Source organism: Ancylobacter sp. TW_SC_1 (assembly GCF_056836805.1).
The window spans coordinates 2,126,101-2,147,117 of the sequence record NZ_CM166365.1 but is presented as its reverse complement, the minus strand read 5'-3'; the positions used below and the strand labels follow the sequence as shown (position 1 = coordinate 2,147,117).

Annotated in this window: 17 protein-coding genes; 7 read left to right on the top strand and 10 right to left on the bottom strand. The window is 69.4% G+C overall.

Annotated features, from left to right (window positions below; all coding sequences use genetic code 11):
- The first annotated feature begins 11 nt into the window (after positions 1-11).
- The 5 genes from AC1PZ7_RS09865 to AC1PZ7_RS09845 all read left to right on the top strand — a co-directional run bounded on the left by AC1PZ7_RS09865 (position 12) and on the right by AC1PZ7_RS09845 (position 3,890).
- A complete protein-coding gene (locus tag AC1PZ7_RS09865; RefSeq protein ID WP_482359291.1) occupies positions 12-827 on the top strand; it encodes an ATP-binding cassette domain-containing protein in 816 nt (271 codons plus the stop codon).
- An 85-nt stretch (positions 828-912) separates the two neighbouring features.
- The gene (locus AC1PZ7_RS09860) at positions 913-1,326 is read left to right on the top strand and encodes a hypothetical protein (protein ID WP_482359290.1); all 414 of its coding nucleotides are present in this window, start codon (positions 913-915) and stop codon (positions 1,324-1,326) included.
- Positions 1,327-1,413: 87 nt separating this feature from the next.
- A complete protein-coding gene (locus AC1PZ7_RS09855) occupies positions 1,414-1,965 on the top strand; it encodes a copper chaperone PCu(A)C (RefSeq protein ID WP_482359289.1) in 552 nt (183 codons plus the stop codon).
- Positions 1,966-2,054: 89 nt separating this feature from the next.
- A complete protein-coding gene (locus tag AC1PZ7_RS09850; RefSeq protein ID WP_482359288.1) occupies positions 2,055-3,413 on the top strand; it encodes a PepSY-associated TM helix domain-containing protein in 1,359 nt (452 codons plus the stop codon).
- A gap of 57 nt (positions 3,414-3,470) precedes the next feature.
- A complete protein-coding gene (locus AC1PZ7_RS09845; RefSeq protein WP_482359287.1) occupies positions 3,471-3,890 on the top strand; it encodes a winged helix-turn-helix domain-containing protein in 420 nt (139 codons plus the stop codon).
- Between the two features lie 31 nt (positions 3,891-3,921).
- Here the strand turns inward: AC1PZ7_RS09845 and AC1PZ7_RS09840 are convergent, their stop codons facing one another.
- Entirely contained in the window at positions 3,922-4,917 is a 996-nt protein-coding gene (locus AC1PZ7_RS09840) for a glycosyltransferase (RefSeq protein ID WP_482359286.1), read from the bottom strand.
- A 228-nt stretch (positions 4,918-5,145) separates the two neighbouring features.
- Here AC1PZ7_RS09840 and AC1PZ7_RS09835 point away from each other — a divergent pair, with 228 nt between their 5' ends.
- Entirely contained in the window at positions 5,146-5,340 is a 195-nt protein-coding gene (locus AC1PZ7_RS09835; RefSeq protein WP_482359285.1) for a hypothetical protein, read from the top strand.
- On the opposite strand, the gene modC is transcribed toward AC1PZ7_RS09835, so the two are convergent.
- The 4 genes from modC to AC1PZ7_RS09815 all read right to left on the bottom strand — a co-directional run bounded on the left by modC (position 5,324) and on the right by AC1PZ7_RS09815 (position 8,548).
- The gene (gene modC, locus AC1PZ7_RS09830) at positions 5,324-6,460 is read right to left on the bottom strand and encodes a molybdenum ABC transporter ATP-binding protein (protein ID WP_482359284.1); all 1,137 of its coding nucleotides are present in this window, start codon (positions 6,458-6,460) and stop codon (positions 5,324-5,326) included. The two genes, AC1PZ7_RS09835 and modC, sit on opposite strands and share 17 nt — an antisense overlap.
- A 10-nt stretch (positions 6,461-6,470) precedes the next feature.
- Positions 6,471-7,160 carry a molybdate ABC transporter permease subunit gene (gene modB, locus AC1PZ7_RS09825; protein ID WP_482359608.1) on the bottom strand — a complete coding sequence of 230 codons (690 nt, stop codon included), beginning with the start codon at positions 7,158-7,160 and terminating at the stop codon, positions 6,471-6,473.
- Positions 7,161-7,312: 152 nt separating this feature from the next.
- A complete protein-coding gene (gene modA, locus AC1PZ7_RS09820) occupies positions 7,313-8,107 on the bottom strand; it encodes a molybdate ABC transporter substrate-binding protein (RefSeq protein ID WP_482359283.1) in 795 nt (264 codons plus the stop codon).
- 201 nt (positions 8,108-8,308) lie between these two features.
- On the bottom strand, positions 8,309-8,548 hold the full coding sequence (locus tag AC1PZ7_RS09815; protein ID WP_482359282.1) for a hypothetical protein: 240 nt from the start codon (positions 8,546-8,548) through the stop codon (positions 8,309-8,311).
- 262 nt (positions 8,549-8,810) lie between these two features.
- Here AC1PZ7_RS09815 and AC1PZ7_RS09810 point away from each other — a divergent pair, with 262 nt between their 5' ends.
- A complete protein-coding gene (locus AC1PZ7_RS09810; protein ID WP_482359281.1) occupies positions 8,811-9,116 on the top strand; it encodes a hypothetical protein in 306 nt (101 codons plus the stop codon).
- Positions 9,117-9,122: 6 nt separating this feature from the next.
- Here AC1PZ7_RS09810 and glgX read toward each other — a convergent pair whose 3' ends face one another.
- From glgX to AC1PZ7_RS09785, 5 genes are all read right to left on the bottom strand, one after another.
- Positions 9,123-13,280, bottom strand: a complete 4,158-nt coding sequence (gene glgX / locus AC1PZ7_RS09805; protein ID WP_482359280.1) for a glycogen debranching protein GlgX — start codon at positions 13,278-13,280, stop codon at positions 9,123-9,125.
- Positions 13,277-14,734, bottom strand: a complete 1,458-nt coding sequence (glgA, locus tag AC1PZ7_RS09800; RefSeq protein WP_482359279.1) for a glycogen synthase GlgA — start codon at positions 14,732-14,734, stop codon at positions 13,277-13,279. Before glgA ends, glgX begins: the two co-directional genes overlap by 4 nt.
- Positions 14,735-14,750: 16 nt before the next feature.
- Entirely contained in the window at positions 14,751-16,019 is a 1,269-nt protein-coding gene (gene glgC / locus AC1PZ7_RS09795) for a glucose-1-phosphate adenylyltransferase (protein WP_482359278.1), read from the bottom strand.
- 23 nt (positions 16,020-16,042) lie between these two features.
- Positions 16,043-18,280 (bottom strand): 1,4-alpha-glucan branching protein GlgB, encoded by a 2,238-nt coding sequence (glgB, locus tag AC1PZ7_RS09790; protein ID WP_482359277.1) that lies wholly within the window; start codon positions 18,278-18,280, stop codon positions 16,043-16,045.
- 156 nt (positions 18,281-18,436) lie between these two features.
- The gene (locus AC1PZ7_RS09785) at positions 18,437-20,938 is read right to left on the bottom strand and encodes a glycogen/starch/alpha-glucan phosphorylase (RefSeq protein ID WP_482359276.1); all 2,502 of its coding nucleotides are present in this window, start codon (positions 20,936-20,938) and stop codon (positions 18,437-18,439) included.
- Between the last annotated feature and the right edge of the window lie 79 nt (positions 20,939-21,017).

The window sequence follows — 21,017 nt, the reverse complement described above, 5'->3', positions numbered from 1 at the left end:
GGAGCGCGCCCATGAACTCCGCCACCGCCACCCCGGTCGCCGCCCCCGCCGCCCGCACCGGCGCTCCGCTGGTCGAGATGCGCGACATCTGCATCGCCTTCGGCGGCATCCGCGCCGTCGACGACGTGACCGTCGACCTCTATCCCGGCGAGGTGGTCGGCCTGCTCGGCCACAATGGCGCGGGCAAGTCGACGCTGATCAAGATCCTCGCCGGCGCCTACAAGCCGGATGCCGGCGAGATCCGCATCAATGGCGCGAAGGCCGACATCGCCAATCCGCGCGACGCCAAGCGCTACGGCATCGAGACGATCTATCAAACCCTCGCGCTCGCCGACAATGTCGACGCCGCCGCCAACCTCTTCCTCGGCCGCGAGCTGATGACCCCCTGGGGCACGCTCGACGACGTGGCGATGGAGGCGGCGACGCGCGAGGTGATGGGCCGGCTCAACCCGAATTTCCGCAAGTTCAAGGAGCCGGTGCGCGGCCTCTCCGGCGGCCAGCGCCAGTCGGTCGCCATCGCCCGCGCCATCCACTTCAACGCCAAGATCCTGATCATGGACGAGCCGACCGCCGCGCTCGGTCCGCAGGAGACGGCGCAGGTGGCCGAGCTGATCAAGCAGCTCAAGGCCGAGGGCATCGGCATCTTCCTGATCAGCCACGACATCCACGACGTGTTCGACCTCGCCGACCGCGTCAGCGTGATGAAGAACGGCAAGCTGGTGGGCACCGCCCGCACGAGCGACGTCACCAAGGACGAGGTGCTCGGCATGATCATCCTGGGCAAGAGCCCGCCCGGCGCCATACGCGGCCCGGGCGCGGCGGACTGACGGCCTCGCGGGGCAGCGGCGGCGTGCCGCTGTTCCGCGCCCCCCTCGCCTGTGGTAGATGGCAGGCAAGGGAGCGTTCATCACGATGAAGCCCGAGGACGACCGACCGGCTGCCAGGAAGCACGCCACGCCCCGCCTGCGCGGGATGGCGATGGCGCTTGCGCTCGCCTATGTCCTCGTGGTCCAGGCCCTGCTCGGCGGCCTCGCCAGCGGCGCGCATGCCGCGGGCGGCGTCACGCTCGACGCCTACGGGCAGGTGCTCTGCCTCGGCTCCAGCGCCTCGACACCCTCCCCGGCCGACCCCTCCCATCACACGCCGGACTGCTGCACCGCCGGCTGCAGCGTGTCGGTCGGCAGCGCGCTGCCCCCGCCAGTCGCGGCGGTGCTCGCCGCCCCGTCGATCCAGCCGTTGCTGCGCACCGCGCTGCCCCACGCGCCTCGCCTCGCGCTCGGCACCGCGCGCTCGCCCCGGCACACGCGGGCCCCTCCCCTCGCCTGACGCCCCCACGGGACATCCGCAACGTCAGTCGAAACGCCGGCCGCGTGCGCCAGAGCCGCGCCCGCCGGCACATAGGGAGTGCACATCATGATCCGCTTCATCCTGCGCCGCGCGCTGCGCCGCACCGAGGACCGCGTCGGCTTCGTCATCGTCGCCGCCGCCCTCGCCCTCTTCGCCGTCCAGCCGGCCTTCGCCCACGACTACAAGATCGGCACGCTCGAGATCGAGCATCCCTGGGCGCGCATGACGCCGGCCGGCGCCAAGGTCGGCGGCGGCTACCTGACCGTCGCGAACGAGGGCAAGGAAGCCGACCGCCTCGTCTCCGCCACCGCCGAGATCGCCGGCCGCGTCGAGATCCACGAGATGTCCGTCAAGGACGGCGTCATGACCATGCGCATGCTCCCCGACGGGCTGGAAATCCCCGCCAATGGCGAGGCGAAGCTCGCGCCGGGCGGCTTCCACCTCATGTTCATGGACCTCAAGCAGCCGCTGAAGGAAGGCGAGAGCTTCAAGGGCACGCTCACCTTCGCCAAGGCCGGCACGGTGAATGTCAGCTTCAAGATCGAGGGTATGGCCGGCCCGAAGGGCGCAGCCGGGCCTAACGCGCACAGCCACAACCACGGCACGCCCGCCAACTGATCGACCCCGCCGCGCGGCTTGAGACCGGCCGTCCCGCGTGACGGCCGGGCCTCGGCGCGTGCTGTCGCCCTCGATTCCGGAACGCTCCGATGAACGTCACAGTTCTGCCTGCCGCCGAGGCGGAAGACCGCTCGGCCAATCTCTACCGCGCCGTCTGGCGCTGGCATTTCTATGCCGGCCTGCTGGTGCTGCCCTTCATGATCCTGCTCGCGGTGACGGGCGGCCTCTTTCTCTTCCGCGACGAGATAGACGGGCTCTGGCACCACCAGCTCAAGGTCGTGGAGGCCCGCGCGACGCCGGCCGAGGCGCCGAGCGCCTGGATCGACGCCGCGCTGGCGTCCCGCCCCGGCACGGCGCTCAAGGTGATCGTGCCGGCGGACCCGACCGCCTCGGCCGAAGTGGTGATCAAGACCACCGAGGGCGCCCGCCGTTCGGTCTATGTCGACCCCTATGATTCCCGCGTGCTCGGCGAACTGGCCGACCGCGGCACCATCATGTGGCTGATGCGCCGGCTGCACAGCCTGGCGGAGTTCGGCACCGTCACCAACGGCATCATCGAGATCGTCGGCGGCTGGTCGATCCTGCTGGTCGCCACCGGCTTCTATCTGTGGTGGCCGCGCAGGCAGACCGGCGGCGTGGTGAGCGTGCGCGGCACGCCGCGCCGGCGCGTGTTCTGGCGTGACCTGCACGCCGTCACCGGCGCCTTCACCGGCATCGTCATCGCCTTCATGTCGCTGTCCGGCATGCCGTGGTCGCTGGTGTGGGGCAAGCAGGTCAATGAATGGGCCAACGGCACCAATTACGGCTATCCGTCCGGCGTCTATGTGAACGTGCCGATGTCGGACGAGCACCTCGCCCACGCCAACGGCCCCACCACCTGGTCGCTGGAACAGGCGAAGATGCCCGAATCCACTCCGTCGGCGGCGCAGCCCATCGGCGTCGACACGGCGGCGGCGATCGTCGACAGGCTCGGCGTCACCCCCGGCTACACGCTCAGCCTGCCGGGCGGGCCGACCGGCGTCTATTCGGCGACGGTCTATCCCGACGACCTCTCCAGGCAACGGGTCGTCCATCTCGACCAGTACACCGGCAAGCCGCTGATCGATTTCAGCTATGCCGATTACGGCCCGGTCGCCAAGGCGATGGAATGGGGCATCAACTTCCACATGGGGCAGGAATTCGGGCTGGCCAACCAGCTCTTCCTGCTCGCGGTGTGCCTCGCCATCATCCTGATGGCTGTCTCGGCCGGGGTGATGTGGTGGAAGCGCCGGCCCAGAGGCTCGCTCGGCATCCCGCCCGCGCCGACCAGCGCGTCGGTGATGTGGGGGCTGATCGCCATCATGGCGGTGGTGGGCGTGGTCTTCCCGCTGGTCGGCGCCTCACTGGTGGTGATGGTGCTGCTCGATCTCGCCTTCGGCTGGCGGCGGCCGAAACTGCGCACCGCCTGACCGGGTTCCAGCCGCGCGCCTCTTCCCCTAACATCGCGCGTCGGGGAAGAGGCGCGCATGGAACATCAGCCTATCGAGGACGTGGACGATGAGGACGCGCGCAAGCCGCGCGACGGCCTGTTCATCCGGGTTTATTTCGGCAACGGGCGCCATCTCGGCCCCGGCATGATCGAGCTTCTGGAGACCATCCGCACCGAGCGGTCGATCCTTTCCGCCGCCCGCAAGATGAATATGAGCTACCGCCGCGCCTGGCTGCTGGTGGACGAGATCGGGCGCAATTTCCGCGAACCGGTGGTGAAGACCCATCCCGGCCGGCGCGGCCACGGCACCGACCTCACCGCTTTCGGGGAAAGGCTGATCACCCTTTATCGCGAGATCGAGCGGAGCAGCGCACAGGCCAGCCGGACGGCCGTCGACGAGTTGCGCGACGCACTCGCCCCGCCGGAAGTGGTCACGCGGGAAGCGATCGACGGGTAGCGTCCGGCCTCCGCCCGGCCGTTCGCGCAGCCTAGCGCGCGACGATATAGAACAGGTCCTTCAGGACGGATCGCCATCTGAGGCGATCATTATGGACATTCCGATACCGGCCAGACCACAGCATTCCGAGACAGGCAGACAACGCCTGCGCTCTCGTCGCTGCATAGATCGCCTCTCGTCCTTCGAAATGCGCCGCTTCGGACGCGTAGAATTCCTCCGCCTTCTTTCGGTCAAATGACGGAAACGTCTCTTCCGCCCAGCCGGGAATCATTGCCGCGAGCGTGCGCATGCTGTTCGTTTCCACCGCGAAATGGTGAAGGACTTCCCTGATCGCGCGCGCCGGCCCGAATTCTATCGAGCCCCGCTTCACGCCGGAGACATTTGACGCATGCTGGCGATAGGAGACCAGCGGTTCCGCCACCTCGACGGTACGCCCCAGGGTGTGGGCGAGAAAGAACACCCACCGATCATGGGCCACGCCCAGCTTCTGGCGATCCCTGAACCTCATCCCGGAAGGGATCACGTCCAGCACGCTGCGGCGAAAGACCATCGAGAACCCGGTGAAAATCCGCCACGGATTGTAATGCAACGGCTCCCTGACGCAGGTCTGGGAAATATTCTGGTCGTATCGACTGATGAACTCCCCGTTGGCAGCGATCAGGCGGGCCTGATGAACGATCAGGGAGACAGCGGGATCGACCGTGAACGAGGAACATAGGCGAAGCTTGTCGACGTGCCAGATGTCGTCCTGATCGCAAAAGGCCACCCATTCCCCGGTGGCCAGCGAGGCCGCCTGGAGGAAGTTCTCCTGAAATCCCAGGCGCCGACCGTTCTTGAACATTCTGACCGGAAACGGCGCGGAGCGTGCGAATTCCTGGACGATGGCATCCGTGCCGTCGGACGAATCGTCATCGCTGATGATGAGCTCGTGCGGCGCCACCGTCTGGCGCGAGAGGCTATCCAATTGCTCCTTAAGATATTTTTCGCCGTTGTAAGTCGCCATTACGATCGAAATGGTCATCTTCATGCCTATGATCCGCGCGCGGCAGGCCATCCGTGAAACACCATGCACGATCAACTTGGCGGATTGAATCCGAACGCGAACGCACTTTCGTGCTCAACCGCGAGATCGCATGTGCCGGCGACGAGGGCGGAATCCGAGAGGGTCGACAGGTAGCACGGAACCATTCAGCTCCCACCGGGTTTTCCGCGGGCGGCTTCTCAACAGGCAGAGCCCCGGCAGGACGAAGGCCCCATGCAGACCATCATCATCGTCATCCTCATCCTGCTGCTGCTGGTGGCGCTCGGCGTCATCGGCCGGCGCTCGGCCCGGCTGCGCCTGGTCCTGCTGGCGCTGGTGATCGCGCTGCTGGTCCTTGCCGTCATCGGCTTCATCCGCGACGAGCAGGCGGTCGGACCGGGCGTGCCGTCGATCATTCAGGCGCCGTGATCGACCCTTCCGCCGTGACATCCGGGCTGCGGCTGTCCACCGCCACGGTCTTGATCATCGCCCAGACCGGCAGGCCGGGCCGCAGCTTCAGCCGCTCCACGCTCTCGCGCGTCACCATGGCGGCGAGCCGCACCTGCGTCGCCGCTGCCGGCCCGACCGCCAGCATCACGTCGGCATAGGGGCCCTCCTGCAGCCGCACCTCGTCGACGGTCGCGGGCAGCAGATTGGAGACGGAGACGTCCTCCGGCCGCGCCAGGGCGATGGCGACGTCGCGCGCGCGCACCCGTGCCCGCACCCGCGCGCCGACGTCCAGCGCCACCTGCGGCACGCGCAACTCGCCGCCCGCGAAGGCGAGGCTGGACAGCGCGTAGGCGGGATCGTGCCGGCTGACGACGCATTCCAGCAGCGTGCCGACATCGAAGCGCCCGACCACCGGCAGGATCTCCGGCAGCGACATCACCTGCGCCACCGGCCCCGACGCCACCTGCCGCCCGTCGCGCAGCGCCACCACCATGTCGGACAGGCGCAGCACCTCGTCGAGGGAATGGCTGACATAGAGGATGGGCAGTCCCATCTCGTCGCGCAGCCGTTCCAGATAAGGCAGGATCTCGGCCTTGCGGGCCTCGTCGAGCGCCGCCAGCGGCTCGTCCATCAGCAGGAGGCGCGGCTGGGAGAGCAGCGCCCGGCCGATGGCGACGCGCTGGCGCTCGCCGCCGGAGAGGGTGTGCGGGCGGCGCGCCAGAAGATGGCCGATGCCGAGCAGTTCGACCACCGCCTCGAAGCGGATCGGCCGCTCGGGCGCCCGGCAGCGGCGCTCGCCATAGCGCAGGTTCCGCTCCACCGAGAGATGCGGAAACAGCCGGGCGTCCTGGAACACATAGCCGGTGCGCCGCGCCTCGATCGGCAGGTCGATGCCGCGTGCGGCGTCGAAGAACACCTCGCCGCCGACCGCGATGCGCCCGGCATCGGGCCGTACCACGCCGGCCACCGCCTGGATGATGGTGGTCTTGCCGGCGCCCGACCGGCCGAACAGCGCCGTCACCCCGGCGCCGGGCACCTGGAACGAGGCACGGAGCGCGAAGCCGCCCGGCCGCGCGAGGCGGATGTCGATCTCGATCATGCCGTCGCTCTCACGCCCGGCCGATCATGACGCGGATGCGCCGGTCGACGAGGCTGGCGAGCAGCAGCGCGCCGAGCGCCAGCACGACGGAGACGAGGGTCAGGCGCAGCGCCATGGCGTCGCCGTCGGGCATGTGGGTGGCGCTGTAGATGGCCAGCGGGATGGTCCGCGTCTTGCCCTCGACATTGGAGACGAAGGTGATGGTGGCGCCGAACTCGCCGAGCGCCGAGGCGATGGCGAGCAGCGCGCCGGAAAGGATGCCCGGCAGCATCAGCGGCAGCGTCACCGAGAAGAACACGTCGAGGCGGGAGGCGCCGAGCGTGCGCGCGGCGGTCTCCAGCCCCCGGTCGACCGCCTCCAACGCCAGGCGGATGGCATTGACGGTGAGCGGGAAGCTCACCACCGCCGCCGCCACCGTCGCCCCCGCCGTGGTGAAGATCAGCTTGATGCCGAACCAGGCGTCGAGATACTGGCCGATGAAGCCGCGCGCGCCGAGGGTGAGCAGCAGCAGATAGCCCACCACCACCTTGGGCAGCACCAGCGGCAGGTAGACGATGCCGTCGAACATCCCCTTGCCGGGGAAATTCGCCCGCGCGAGCAGCCAGGCGGTGAGGATGGCGACCGGCAGGCTCCAGAAGGTCGCCCAGAACGCCACCCTCAGGCTGAGGGCGACCGCCGTCCATTCCTCGGGGGTGAGCATATCCATCGACAAATCGTCGTCCCGTTCCACCTCTCCGCGACGTCATCCCGGACGCGCGGCACGCGCGAGCCGGGATCGCTTTCCGGAATCGTCACGCGATCCCGGATCGGCCTGACGACCGGCCGGGATGACGACGTCACTATGTCAGCGCCTCACTTCACCACGAAGCCGTATTTCTTGTAGACCGTCCTGGCGTCCGGGCCGGTGAGGAAATCGAAGAACGCGCGGGTGGCCGGCGTGTCCTGGCCCTTGACGATCTCGAACGGATACTCGACCGGCGGATGGCTGCCGGCCGGGAAGGTGGCGACCACCTTCACATTCTTGGCGATGGCGGCGTCGGTCGAATAGACGATGCCGGCGGTGACCTCGCCGCGCTCGACCAGCGCCAGGGCGGCGCGCACGCTCTCGGCGCCGACGATGTGCGGCTTCACCGTCTCCCACTGGCCGAGGCTGGTCAGAGCGGTCTTGGCATAGATGCCGGCCGGCACGCTGTCGGTGAGGCCGGTGGCGAGCTTGCCGTCGGCGCCGAGGAAGCCGGCCCAGTCGAAGCCCTTGTCGATCGTCACGTCCTTCGCCTTGTCCGCCGGCATGATCAGCACCAGGCTGTTGCCGATCGGGGTGACGCGGGTGGCCTTCAGGGTGAGGTCCTTGGCCTCGGCATAGTCCATCCACTTGTTGTCGGCGGAGGCGAAGATCGCGGCCGGCGCGCCGGCCTCGAGCTGCTTGGCGAGCGCCGAGGAGGCGGCGAAGGAGAAGGCCACGTCCTTGCCGGTCTTCTCCTTGTAGAGCTTGCCGATGTCCTGGAACGCATTGGTCAGGCTGGCGGCGGCGAACACGGTCGGCGCGTCCTCGGCCCGCGTCGCGCCCGGCAGCAGGCTTGCGCCGGCGAGCGCCGCGAGGGCAAGGACAGCCGTGGCATGGCGGAGGAAAAGGCGGCGAGACGACATGGCGTGGCTCCCTGTTACGTATATCCACACATATACATGTATCCTCCCATATACATGATTGCCGGTGGGACGCCAGTACCAAGGCATGCGCGTGCCTCCTCCGCGCGGCATCGCCCGCGCAGGCGAACGGCACCGCGACGCCCGAGGCCGCCGGTGTGCTCTATCGGGGGAAAGCCGCCGCCCGGTGGGGCGGCGGACGGGTCAGTCGATCATGCCGGTGTGACGCGCCGTGGCGGCGGCGACCTGCTCGGCGGCGCTCACGAGATCCCAGGCGGGAATGTCGCAATCCTTGCCGAAGGTGATCTGCGGACCGCGGCTGACGACGCGCCGGCCGCAGCCGTCATCCACCAGCGCGAACTCGTAGATATGGTGGGCAACGCGGTGCATGACACGCACGGTGGAAGGCGAAAGCGTGACAACGTCGAAATCGGCTTGTGGCATTTTCGTCCCCTCCCTTTTTTCCGTCCTGGCGACGGTTGGCGTGGCCGCGTCGAGGCGGCTCGATGTTTTTCCGGCCCGGGCGCCTTTCGGCGGCGGACCGTCCGGAACTTTCGTCTAATCGCCGCGTTGTCACAATGGGAATCTGCACGAAGGCGCCACTTTGCCGCCCCGTGGCCGCCATCTGCGCGCCGCGGGGTTGTTCGCGCGCCGCATGGCTCCCGCGTCAGCCCTTCGCCGGGCACCCCTGCCGGAGATTCGCCTCATGAGCCGGAACACTGTGCTGATCATCGCCGCGATCGTCCTGATCGTCGCGGCCTATGCCGCCGTCCAGTATTCCGGACGGATGACCACGCAACCCACCGAAAGCCCGATGCCGCCGCCCGCGGCGACGCAGCCCGTCGTGCCGCCCGCCGCTACGCCGCCCGCCGCCGAACCGGTCGTGCCGCCGGCACCCGCGCCCGACGCGCCGTCCACCATGCCTCCGGCCGCGCCTGCTCCGGCAACTCCCGAGACCCCGCCGTCGGCGCCCGCGCCGAGTGGTTCGCCGGCGACGCCGCCGGCGCCCTGATCCCGCTCAGGGTTCCCCGCCGCGCTCGCCCGACATGGCTGCGAGCGCGGCGTGGGCACGCGGGCTCGCCATCACCTCCTCGAGCGGATGCGAGAGCCGGCGCCGCCAGTTCGGCCGCTCCCGATCGGTGCCGGGCAGGTTCACCGCGACCGTCTCGCCGGCGAGATCGTCGAGCTGGGCCAGCGCCAGCGCCGAGCGCGTGCGGGCGACGAAGGCATGCACGGCGGCGAGGAAGCCGTCGTCGAGCGGCGCACCGGGCGCCGGAAGCGCGGCGATGAGTTCCTCCTTCAGCAGCGCCTCGCCCAGTTGCTCGCGCTCGCGGGCACGCTCGACCAGCGCGGCCTCGAAGCTCGCCTCGTCCTCCAGCCCGAGGTCGCGGCGCTCCTTCAGGTCCACCGCCTCCCACCAGCCGGCCAGCGTCGGCAGATCGTGGGTCGAGACGCAGGCCGCCGCCAGCGCCGGATAATCGCCCGGCGGCGCGAACTCCGCCCCCCGCCGCTCGAACCACAGCACGCGGTAGGACAGCATGCGCTCGTCGTTGAGCTGGTCGCGCATGCCGAACGGCACGGTGCCGAGATCCTCGCCGACGACCAGGCACCGCGCCCGCTCGCTCTCCAGCGCCACCTGCCCGGCAAGCTCCTCGAACGGCATGGCGAGATAGGTGCCCTCGCTCCCGCTCGCCCCCTGCGGGATGAGGAACAGCCGGCGCAGCCCCATCACATGGTCGATCCTGAGCGCCCCGGCATGACGCATATTGGCGCGCACGAGGCCGGCATAGCGGGCATAGCCGTCGCGCTGCAGCGCCAGCGGGTCGAAGGGCGGCAGGTTCCAGTTCTGTCCCTCCGGGCCGAGCGGATCGGGTGGCGCGCCGATGCTCACGCCGGACATCAGCATGGATGCCTCCGACCACGCCTCGGCCCCGTCCGGCGTCGTGCCCACCGCAAGGTCGCGGTAGATGCCGAGCGACAGCCCGGCCTCCCGCGCCCGCGCGGCGGCGGCGGCGAACTGCCGGTCGGCGATCCATTGCTGCCACAGCGCGAAGCGCACCGCCGGCAGGTTCGCCCGGCCGAATGCCGCGACCGCCGGGCCGTCCGCCTCGCTCAGGCCCGCCGGCCAGTCGCGCCAGCTCATGCCCGGATGCGCGGCGGCGATCGCCTGATGGAGGGCGAAGCGCCCAAGCGTCGCGCCGCCCTCCGCGACGAAGCGGTCGAAATCGGGATCCGGCGCGCGCTCGAAGGCGGCGAAGGCGAGCCGCAGCGCCGCCTCCTTGGCCGCCCAGACGCGCGCATAGTCGACAAAGGCCTCGCCCGCGACCGGGGCGAACCGCGCCATGTCGGCGCCGAGCGCGGCGACGTCGATATAGATCGGGTCGAGGAAGCGCCGGTCGGAGGGCGAATAGGGACTCGCCCGCTCGCGCTCGCCGGGAAACAGCGCGTGCAGCGGGTTGAGCCCCAGCACGCGCGCGCCGGCCTTCGCCGCCAGCGCGCCGAGTTCGCCGAGCAGCGTGAAATCGCCGATGCCCTGATCCAGCGCCTCGCGCCGCAGCGTGTAGAGATGCGTGCCGACGCCGAACACCCGCCCGCCGGCCGCGAGCCCGGGCGGCAGATAGCAGGCGGGCGGCGCGACGGTGAGCCGGCATTCGGCCTCGCCGAGGCGCAGCGTGTGGCGGCCGGGCGGCAGATCGGGCAACTCGACCTCGCGGATGCGCGCCAGCCGCCCGTCCGGCCGCTCCACTTCCGCGCGGCGGCCCTCCTCCGGCCGCACCGGCCATTCGATCTCGTCGCCGTTTTCCAGACGCAGCGCGATGTCGAGCCGGCGCGGCGCCTGCGCCGCCTCGCCTGCCAGCGTCAGCAGGCGCGACGCGCCCCCCCGCAGCACGCGGGCAAAGGGCACGTCGCGGCCGAATTGCTGCTGCGACAGCGTGGCGAGGCTGTCGCGCATCTCGCCATCGCCGCCGGCCGGCAGGCGCAGCGCCGCGAGCAGCGCGCGCTTGGTGTCGTCGCCCACCATCTGCGACCGGCCGGTCACGTCCCACCATTGCGCGTCGATGCCGGCGGCGGCGGAAAGCCTGTGCAACAGCTCCGGATCGGCCGCCCGGCGCGGCGCGGCGGGCGCCGCCTCCTCGACCAGAATCAGCACGGAACGCGCCGCCACCTCGGACGCGTCGCCGAGCGCGGCGCCATCCGGCCGGGCGGTATCGGCCGCCACCCGCCAGGCGAAGCCCTCGCGCGGGGCCGGCAGATCGAGCCGGCGCTGCGCATCCGAGGCGTTGAGCGCCACCGCCACCCGGTCCGCCGCCTCGTCTCCGCTGGCGGGAGCGTAGAACACCGCCACCAGCGCGCGATTATTGCCGTCGTTCCACGGCACCGTCCCGCCCTCGGGGCTGCGCCAGTCGACGTCCGGGATGCCGCTTTCATCGATCGGGCGCCCGGTCAGCGGCGCCTCCAGCCGCAGCGCCCGGTGCGCCAGCCGCAGCTTCACCAGCCGGGCGGTGAAGGCGGCGAGATCCTCGTCGACCTTCGACCAGTCGAGCCAGGTCGTCTCATTATCCTGCGCATAGGCGTTGTTGTTGCCGGCCTGCGAGCGGCCGCACTCGTCGCCCATGGTGAGCATGGGCGTGCCGCGCGCGATCAGCAGCGTCGCCAGCAGCGCCCGCATGTCGGCGTCGCGCGCCGCCTGTATCGCGGCATCGTCGGTCCAGCCCTCGACGCCGTGATTCCAGCTCGCATTGTTGTCGGTGCCGTCGCGATTGTGCTCGCCATTGGCCTCGTTGTGCTTGGCCGCGAAGGAAACCAGGTCGGCCAGCGTGAAGCCGTCATGCGCGGTGACGAAATTGATGCCGCGCGACAGCGGCCGCCGCCGCGCGGCGAAGATGTCGGCCGAGCCGGCGAGCCGCGTCGCCAGTTCGCCCGCGACGCCGGCGTCGCCGCGCCAGAAATGCCGTATTGTGTCGCGGAACCGGTCGTTCCACTCGCCCCAGGCGGGCGGGAACTGCCCGACCTGATAGCCGCCCGGCCCGATGTCCCAGGGCTCGGCGACCAGAGCGAGGTCGCGCAGCAGCGGGTCCTGCTGCAGCGCGGCGATGAACGGCGCCTCGGGGTCGAAGCCGTCGGCCCGCCGGCCCAGCGTGGCGGCGAGGTCGAAGCGGAAGCCGTCCAGCCCGCAGGCCGCCCAGCGCCGCAGCATGTCCATGCCGAGCCGCAGCACTGGCGCGCGCTCCAGCGCCAGCGTGTTGCCGGTGCCGGCATCGTTGATGAGGCGCGAGGGATCGTCCCTGGCGTGACGGTAATAGGTCGCGTTGTCGAGCCCGCGCAGGCTGAGCGTGGGGCCGAACGCATCGCTCTCGCCGGTGTGGTTCAGCACCACGTCGAGCACGACCTTGATGCCGGCGCCGTGCAGCGCCGCGATCGCCCGCGTCACCTCCTCGAAGCCGCCCGGCGCGAGGCGCGGGTCGGGGACGCCGAACACCACCGGGTTGTAGCCCCAGTAATTGGTGAGCCCGAGCGGCGGCAAATGGCGCTCGTCGATCCACGCCATGGCCGGCATCAGCTCGACCGTGGTGACGCCGAGCCGCACGAGATGATCGAGCGCGGCGGGCGCGGCCAGCGCCGCGAAGGTGCCGCGCATGGCGAGGGGGATCGCCTCGTGCCGCATGGTGAAGCCGCGCACATGCAGCTCGTAGAACACCTCGGCGTCCCAGCGGAACGCCGGCCGCGCCGGGGCGTCGGCGGGCGCCGTCATGGCAGGCGCCACGATCGCCTTGGGAACCGTCGGCGCGCTGTCCGTCTCGTCGCGCGTGGCGCCGGAGGCGCGGGCGTCGAACATCGTCGCGTCGAGCCGGAACGGCCGGTCGAGCCGGCTGGCATAGGGATCGACCAGCAGCTTGTAGGGATTGAAGCGGTGCCCCTCCGCCGGCGCCCACGGCCCCGCCGCGCGCAGGCCGTAGCGCGCCCCGGCGGGCACGCCGCTCACATGGCCGTGGAACACGTCGCCGGTGCGGCCCGGCAGGGCGATGCGGGCGATCTCGGCCTCGCCCGACGCGTCGAACAGGCAGAATTCGATGCGCTCGGCATGGGCGGAGAACACGGCGACGTTCACGCCGCGCGCATCCGCCGTGACCCCTAGCGGTTCGGGGCTTCCGGTCGCGACCCGCCGCTCGCTCACGCAGCCCGCTCCGCCACAAGGCGGCGGAACAGCGCGTCATACTGGCGGGCGGCGCGCTCCCAGGAGACGTCCGTGGTCATGGCATTGCGCTGCAGCTTCTTCCACAGCGCCTTGTCGTGCCACAGCCCGGCGACGCGGTGCAGCGCGAGCTGCAGCGCCGGCGCGGTGACCGGGGAGAACTGCACCCCCGTCCCCACCCCGGCGGTGCGGGCCATCTCGTTCACGTCGATCACCGTGTCGGCGAGGCCGCCGACGCGGGCGACCAGCGGCAGCGCGCCGTAGCGCAGCGCGGAAAGTTGGGTCAGCCCGCAGGGCTCGAAGCGCGAGGGCACGATGAGCACGTCCGAGCCGGCCTGGATCTGGTGCGCCACCGCCTCGTCATAGCCGAGCCGCACGGCGATCCGGCCGGGATGGCTCTGCGACGCCCAGGCGAAGCGCCCGGCGAGGTCCGCATCGCCCGAGCCGAGCAGCACGAGCTGGGCGCCGAGGCCGAGCAGTGTGTGCAGGCTGTCGGCCAGCAGGTCGAGACCCTTCTGCCAGGAGAGCCGGCTCACCACGCCGAACAGCAGCGCGTCGGGGTCGGCATCGAGGCCGAAAGCCTGCTTCAGCGCGACCTTGTTCGCGCCCCGCGCCTTCAGCGTCTTCACGTCGAAGGGCGCGGCGATCAGCGTGTCGGTGGCCGGATTCCACGTCGCCTCGTCGAGGCCGTTGAGGATGCCGGAGAGCGCATGGCTGCGCGCGGCGAGCAGCCCTTCCAGCCCCATGCCGCCTTCCGGCTGCAGGATCTCGCCGGCATAGCCGGGCGAGACGGTGGTGATGCGGTCGGCGAGCTGGAGCCCGGCCTTGAGATAGCCGACCATGCCGTAATATTCGATGCCGTCGAGCGCGAAGGCGTGCGGCGGCAGGCCGAGCATGCCGGCCGTATGGGCAGGGAACTGTCCCTGGAAGGCCATGTTGTGAATGGTCATCACCGTGCCCGGCCGCCGCGTGCCGGCATAGTGCAGATAGGCCGGCGCCAGACCGGCCTGCCAGTCATGCGCGTGCACCACGTCCGGCACGAAGGCCGGCACCAGCCCGAGCCCGAGGCCGGAGGCCACCGCGCCGAGCGCCGCGAAGCGCTGCGCATTGTCCGGCCAGTCGACCCCGTTCGGCCCGACATAGGGGCCGCCCGGCCGGTCGTAGAGATGGGGCGCGTCGATGACGAACAGCTTGAGCCCGGCCGCCGTGCCGGCGACGAGCCGCGCCGGCCCGCCGAACAGATGGTCGAAGCGGTGCACCGGTTCGCCCGCCTGCAGCGCGGCCATCACGGCGGGATAGCCGGGAACGAGCGTGCGCGTCTCGATGCCGTGGGCGACCAGCGCCCCCGGCAGCGCGCCGGCGACATCCGCCAGCCCGCCAGTCTTCACCAGCGGGAAAATCTCTGAAACGACGGAAAGTACCTTCACGGATGGCACGCCTTGATCCTGAGCCCTAGTTCGACAACCGGTCGATCATCGTCTGGGTGATCAGACAGATGCCCTTTTCCGTGCGCCGGAAGCGCTTGGCGTCCAGCACCGGGTCCTCGCCGATGACGAGGCCCTCGGGAATGCGGACATGGGAATCGATCACGACATTCTTCAGCCGCGCCGAGCGCCCGATCTCGACATAAGGCAGGATGACACCGTTCTCGATCGAGCCATAGGAATTGATCCTGACGCCGGTGAACAGCAGCGCGCGGCGCAGCGACGAGCCGGAGATGATGCAGCCGCCCGACACCAGCGACGAGATCGCCTGTCCGCGCCGGCCCTCGTCGTCATGCACGAACTTCGCCGGCGGGGTGATCTCGGCATAGGTCCAGATCGGCCAGTCGCGGTCATAGAGGTCGAGCTCGGGCACCACGCCGGTCAGGTCGATATTGGCTTCCCAATAGGCGTCGACCGTCCCGACATCGCGCCAGTAGGGCGCCGTCTCCTGGTCCGAGCGCACGCAGGAGCGCGAGAAATGGTGCGCCGACGCCTTACCGTGCTTGACGATGTAGGGGATGATGTCCTTGCCGAAATCATGCGTCGAAAGCGGATCGGCGGCGTCGCGGCGCAGCTGGTCGATCAGGAACTTGGTCTCGAAGACATAGATGCCCATCGAGGCCAGCGCCTTGTCCGGCTTGCCGGGCATCGCCGGCGGGTCCTTCGGCTTCTCCAGGAAGGAGATGATGCGGTCCTTGGTGTCGACATGCATCACGCCGAAGGCGCTCGCCTCGTTGCGCGGCACCTCCAGGCAGCCGACGGTCACGTCGGCGCCCTGGTCGACATGCTGCTGCAGCATGATCTCGTAGTCCTGCTTGTAGACGTGGTCGCCGGCCAGGATGATGATGTGGCGGGTGTCGTAGGCCTCGATGATGTCGAGGTTCTGGTACACCGCGTCGGCCGTCCCGAGATACCACATGGTCTCCGAGACGCGCTGGCTCGCCGGCAGCACGTCGAAGCTCTCATTGCGTTCTTGGCGCAGGAAGTTCCAGCCGCGCTGGAGATGGCGGATCAGGCTGTGCGCCTGGTACTGGGTGGCGACGCCGATGCGGCGGATGCCGGAATTGATCGCGTTGGACAGCGTGAAGTCGATGATGCGCGACTTGCCGCCGAAATAGACCGCCGGCTTGGCACGTCGATCCGTCAGCTCCATCAGGCGGCTGCCGCGGCCGCCGGCAAGAACATAGGCCATTGCCGAGCGGGCAAGTGGAGCATTCTGAAGCGTCGGCCGTGCCATCTGGCATCTTCTCCCTGAGGTCGCTATTGCCGGTTGGACGTCTCGCCCTGCGGCGGTGGCGGCGGTTCCGGTTCCCATTTGAAATAGAGCGTTGCGAGCGGCGGCAACACGACATGCGCGCTCGCCGGCTGGCCGTGCGCCGGCGCGTCGCCGGCCGTCACCGCGCCGAGATTGCCGAGCCCCGAGCCGCCATAGAGGTCGGCGTCGGTGTTCAGTATCTCGCGCCAGACGCCCGCGCGCGGCAGGCCGAGGCGGTAATGCGTGCGCGGCACCGGCGTGAGGTTCGACACCATCGCCACCGGCGGATCGTCCGGGCCGCCGTAGCGGGCCCAGGCGAAGACCGACTGGTCCTTGTCGTCGACGACGATCCAGCCGAAGCCCTCCGGCTCGCAGTCCCGCGCATGCAGGGCGATCGTGTCGCGATAGAGAAGGTTCAGGTCGCGCACCAGAAGCTGCATGCCGCGATGGTGCGGGCCCATGCCGACCAAATGCCAGTCGAGCGAGCGCTCCTCGCTCCATTCGCGGCGCTGGGCGAATTCCTGGCCCATGAACAGCAGCTTCTTGCCGGGATAGGCCCACATCATCGCGTAATAGGCGCGCATGGTGGCGAAGCGCTGCCAGTCGTCGCCGGGCATGCGGCCGAAGATCGTGCCCTTCCCGTGCACCACCTCGTCATGCGAGAGCGGCAGCACGAAATTCTCCGAGAAGGCATAGGTGATGCCGAAGGTGATCTTGTCGTGGTGCCAGGGGCGGTACACGCCGTCCATCGACATGTAGTCGAGCGTGTCGTGCATCCAGCCCATGTTCCACTTGAAGCCGAAGCCGAGCCCGCCGGCGAAGACCGGCTGCGAGACGCCGGCCCAGGAAGTGGATTCCTCGGCGATGATCACCGTGCCGGGATGCTCGGCATAGATGGTCTCGTTGGCGCGGCGCAGGAAGGCGACGGCGTCCTTGTTGTCGTTGGAACCGTCCGGGTTGGGCGACCATTCGCCATGCCGGCGCGAGTAGTCGAGATAGAGCATGGAGGCCACCGCATCGACGCGCAGGCCGTCGATGTGGAATCGGTCGAGCCAGTACAGCGCATTGGCGATCAGCATATTGGCGACTTCGCGCCGGCCGAAATCGTAGATCGCCGTATTCCAGTCCGGCTGGAAGCCGCGCTGCGGGTCGGGATGCTCGTACAGCGTGGTGCCGTCGAAATGCGCCAGCCCGTGGATGTCGGTCGGGAAATGCGCCGGCACCCAGTCGAGGATCACCGAGATCCCGGCCTGATGGGCGCGGTCGACGAAGCGCGCGAAGCCGGCCGGGTCGCCGAAGCGGCTGGTCGGCGCGAACAGCCCGATCGGCTGGTAGCCCCAGGAGGCATCGAGCGGATGCTCGGAGACCGGCAGCAGCTCGATATGGGTGAAGCCCATCCAGGCGGCATAGGAGACGAGCTGGTCGGCCAGCTCGTCATAGGTCAGGAAGCGGTCGCCCTCGCCGCGCCGCCAGGAGCCCAGATGCACCTCGTAGGTGCACATCGGCTTGCGCCGGGCCTCGCCCTCGGCGCGGGCGGCGACATGCGCCTCGTCGTGCCACTCGAAAAGGTCGGTGCGCGCGACCACCGAGCCGGTGGCCGGGCGGAACTCGCCGCGGAAGCCGAACGGGTCGGCCTTGAGCGGCAGCAGCCGGCCGTCGGCGGCGACGATCTCGTATTTGTAGATCGTCCCCTCGCCCACGCCCGGCGCGAAGATCTCCCACAGACCGCTGTCGACGCGCTTGCGCATCTGGTGGCGGCGGCCGTCCCACTGGTTGAAGTCGCCGACCACCGACACCCGCGCGGCATTGGGCGCCCAGACGGCGAAGCGCACGCCGTCGACGCCCTCATGCGTGCAGGGATGCGCGCCGAGCCGCTCATAGAGCAGGCGGTGCGTGCCCTCGACGAGGAGATAGTCGTCGAGCGGGCCGAGCACCGGCGGGAAGGCATAGGGATCGTCGAGCTCCCATTCGCCGCCGAGATTGCGCGCCCGCAGGCGGTAGCGCGCCCAGGCCGGGCGGCCGGGCACCAGCCCCTCGAAGAAGCCGGCATCGTGGCGCCGGTCGAGCGCGGCGATGAGCGTGCCGTCCGCCTCGATCGCCTCCAGCGTCCCCGCATGGGGCACGAAGGCGCGGATGACGAGGCCCGCCGGCGTCTCGTGCGGCCCCAGCAGGGCGAACGGGTCGTGATGGCGGCCACCGACGAGTGCGTCGACCTCCCGGTCAGGCGCCTGCCACGCGTACATTTCCGCCATTCCTTCCTGAGCCGAACTACCGGGTTCAAGACCCGGGCGCAGTGAAGGTTCCTCTACCGCCAAGACAAAGTCCACAATCAGGAGCCACGTAACGCGGCGATAGGTAAATGACGGGCCGCCGGTGTCGCGCCGGACGGCCCGCCGGCGTCAGCGGAGGGGACGCACGGGAACGTTCCAGATATCCGTGGCGTACTCCGTTATGGTCCGGTCGGAGGAGAACCAGCCCATATTGGCCGTGTTGATCGCGCTCGACGTCCACCAGGCGGCGCGGTCGTGCCAGCGCGCGTCGACCTTGCGCTGGGCGTCCCAATAGGCGTCGAAGTCCGATGTCACCAGGAAGTAGTCATGGTGGCGCAGCGCATCGACCAGGGGCTTGAAGCGGTCCGGCTCGTCCGGCGAGAACACGCCGGAGCCGACCGCGTCCAGCACTTCGCCGAGATGGTCGGATTTGCGGATCGCGCCGGCCTCGTCGATGCCGGCCATGCGGCGGTCCTCGACCTCCTCGGCGGTCAGGCCGAAGATGAAGATGTTGTCGTCGCCGACATGGTCCCGGATCTCGACATTGGCGCCGTCGAGCGTGCCGATGGTGAGCGCGCCGTTGAGCGCCATCTTCATGTTGCCGGTGCCGGAGGCCTCCATGCCGGCGGTGGAGATTTGCTCGGACAGGTCCGCCGCCGGGATGATCACCTCGGCGAGGCTCACATTGTAGTTCGGCAGGAACACCACCTTCAGCAGGTCGCGCACGGTCGGGTCGTCGTTGACGACGCGCGCCACGTCGTTGGCCAGCTTGATGATCAGCTTGGCCATCTGGTAGCTCGCCGCCGCCTTGCCGGAGAAGATCTTGACGCGCGGCGCCCAGTTCTTGGCCGGGTTGGCGCGCATCGCGTCATAGAGCGCGATGGTCTCCAGCACATTGAGCAGCTGGCGCTTGTACTCGTGGATGCGCTTGATCTGGACGTCGAACAGCGCGCCCGGATTGACCTTGATGTCCAGCCGGTCGCGGATGACCCGCGCCAGCGCGACCTTGTTCTGCCGGCGCACCGCCGCGAGGCGGTCGTGCAGCGAGGAATCGCCGGCGAACTGCTCCAGCTTCTTGAGCTGGGAGGCATCGTCCAGCACGCCCGGCCCGCACATGTCGACGAGCAGATTGGTCAGTCCCGGATTGGCCTGGTAGAGCCAGCGGCGGAAGGTGATGCCGTTGGTCTTGTTGTTCATCCGGTCGGGGAACAGCCGGTAGAAGTCCTTGAAGACCGTCGTCTTCATCAGCTCGCTGTGCAGCGCCGCCACGCCGTTGATCGAGTGCGAGCCGAGGAAGGCGAGATTGCCCATGCGCACGCGCCGGCCGTGATCCTCCTGGATCAGCGACACCGAGCTCAGCAGCGCGTCGTCGCCCGGGAACTGGGCGCGCACCTTTTCCAGATGCTTGGCGTTCAGCGAATAGATGATCTGCATGTGGCGCGGCAGCACGCGCTCCATCAGCGGCACCGGCCAGGTCTCCAGCGCCTCCGGCAGCAGGGTGTGGTTGGTGTAGGAGATGGTGCGGACGGTGATGTCGAACGCCTCGTCCCACTCGATGTCGTTCTCGTCCACGAGGACGCGCATCAGCTCGGCGACGGCGATGGAGGGGTGGGTGTCGTTGAGCTGGATCGACACCTTGTCGGGCAGCGAGCGCACGTCGCCGAAGCTGTCGACATGGCGGCGGATGAGATCCTGCAGCGAGGCGGCGGTGAAGAAATACTCCTGCCGCAGCCGCAGCTCCTGGCCGGCCGGGGTGGCGTCGCTCGGATAGAGCACCTTGGAGATCGCCTCGGCCTTCACCTGGTCGACCAGCGCGCCGACATGGTCGCCCTGGTTGAAGGCGTCGAGGCGGATCGGATCGGCGGCGCGGGCCGACCACAGGCGCAGCGTGTTCACGTGATGGCCGCGCCAGCCGACGATCGGCGTGTCATAGGCCACCGCCTCGACCGTCTCGCCGGGATGCCAGACCTGCTTCTTGCGCTCGCCGCCCACGGCGATCGCCTCGACCGAGCCGCCGAAGCCGACGTCGTAATAGACCTCGGGACGCTCGAATTCCCACGGATTGCCGAAGGACAGCCAGTCCTCGGGATATTCCTGCTGCCAGCCGCCCTTGATCATCTGCCGGAACAGGCCGTTCTCGTAGCGGATGCCGTAGCCATAGGCGGCGATGGACAGCGTCGCCATGCTGTCCATGAAGCAGGCGGCGAGACGGCCGAGGCCGCCATTGCCCAGCGCCGCGTCCGGCTCGACCTGCCGTAACCGGTCGAGATCGACGCCGAGGTCGCCCAGCGCCGAACGCGCGGTCTCCAGCATCTCGATATTGGTCAGCGCGTCGAACAGCAGCCGGCCGATCAGGAATTCCAGCGAGAGGTAATAGACCCGCTTGCGCCCTTCCGAATAGGTCTGCCGGGTCGAGGTGATCCAGCGGTCGACGATGCGGTCGCGGGTGGCGAAAGCGGTGGCGAGGAACCAGTCACGATCGCTCGCGGCCGCCGGATTCTTGCCCACCGCGTAGGTGAGCTTGGAGATCACCGCCGCGCGGAACTTGGCGACGTCGTCGCCATTCGCCGCCGCCGGGCGGGCGGTGTTCTCCGGTTGGTCCAGCATCTTGTCTTCGACCTCGACTGACATGTGCAGCTTTTGCTCCCGTTGCGGCCGCCCCCGTCAGACGGGACGGGCGAAGGCCGTTTTCTCGTGATGCAACCTTTTG

What these genes read in the sequence shown, in the direction of transcription:
- AC1PZ7_RS09865 (WP_482359291.1), top strand. Translation starts at nt 12, where the DNA reads ATGAACTCCGCCACCGCCACCCCGGTCGCCGCCCCCGCCGCCCGCACC.
- AC1PZ7_RS09860 (WP_482359290.1), top strand. Translation starts at nt 913, where the DNA reads ATGAAGCCCGAGGACGACCGACCGGCTGCCAGGAAGCACGCCACGCCC.
- AC1PZ7_RS09855 (WP_482359289.1), top strand. Translation starts at nt 1,414, where the DNA reads ATGATCCGCTTCATCCTGCGCCGCGCGCTGCGCCGCACCGAGGACCGC.
- AC1PZ7_RS09850 (WP_482359288.1), top strand. Translation starts at nt 2,055, where the DNA reads ATGAACGTCACAGTTCTGCCTGCCGCCGAGGCGGAAGACCGCTCGGCC.
- AC1PZ7_RS09845 (WP_482359287.1), top strand. Translation starts at nt 3,471, where the DNA reads ATGGAACATCAGCCTATCGAGGACGTGGACGATGAGGACGCGCGCAAG.
- AC1PZ7_RS09840 (WP_482359286.1), bottom strand. Translation starts at nt 4,917, where the DNA reads ATGAAGATGACCATTTCGATCGTAATGGCGACTTACAACGGCGAAAAA.
- AC1PZ7_RS09835 (WP_482359285.1), top strand. Translation starts at nt 5,146, where the DNA reads ATGCAGACCATCATCATCGTCATCCTCATCCTGCTGCTGCTGGTGGCG.
- modC (WP_482359284.1), bottom strand. Translation starts at nt 6,460, where the DNA reads ATGATCGAGATCGACATCCGCCTCGCGCGGCCGGGCGGCTTCGCGCTC.
- modB (WP_482359608.1), bottom strand. Translation starts at nt 7,160, where the DNA reads ATGCTCACCCCCGAGGAATGGACGGCGGTCGCCCTCAGCCTGAGGGTG.
- modA (WP_482359283.1), bottom strand. Translation starts at nt 8,107, where the DNA reads ATGTCGTCTCGCCGCCTTTTCCTCCGCCATGCCACGGCTGTCCTTGCC.
- AC1PZ7_RS09815 (WP_482359282.1), bottom strand. Translation starts at nt 8,548, where the DNA reads ATGCCACAAGCCGATTTCGACGTTGTCACGCTTTCGCCTTCCACCGTG.
- AC1PZ7_RS09810 (WP_482359281.1), top strand. Translation starts at nt 8,811, where the DNA reads ATGAGCCGGAACACTGTGCTGATCATCGCCGCGATCGTCCTGATCGTC.
- glgC (WP_482359278.1), bottom strand. Translation starts at nt 16,019, where the DNA reads ATGGCACGGCCGACGCTTCAGAATGCTCCACTTGCCCGCTCGGCAATG.
- glgB (WP_482359277.1), bottom strand. Translation starts at nt 18,280, where the DNA reads ATGTACGCGTGGCAGGCGCCTGACCGGGAGGTCGACGCACTCGTCGGT.
- AC1PZ7_RS09785 (WP_482359276.1), bottom strand. Translation starts at nt 20,938, where the DNA reads ATGTCAGTCGAGGTCGAAGACAAGATGCTGGACCAACCGGAGAACACC.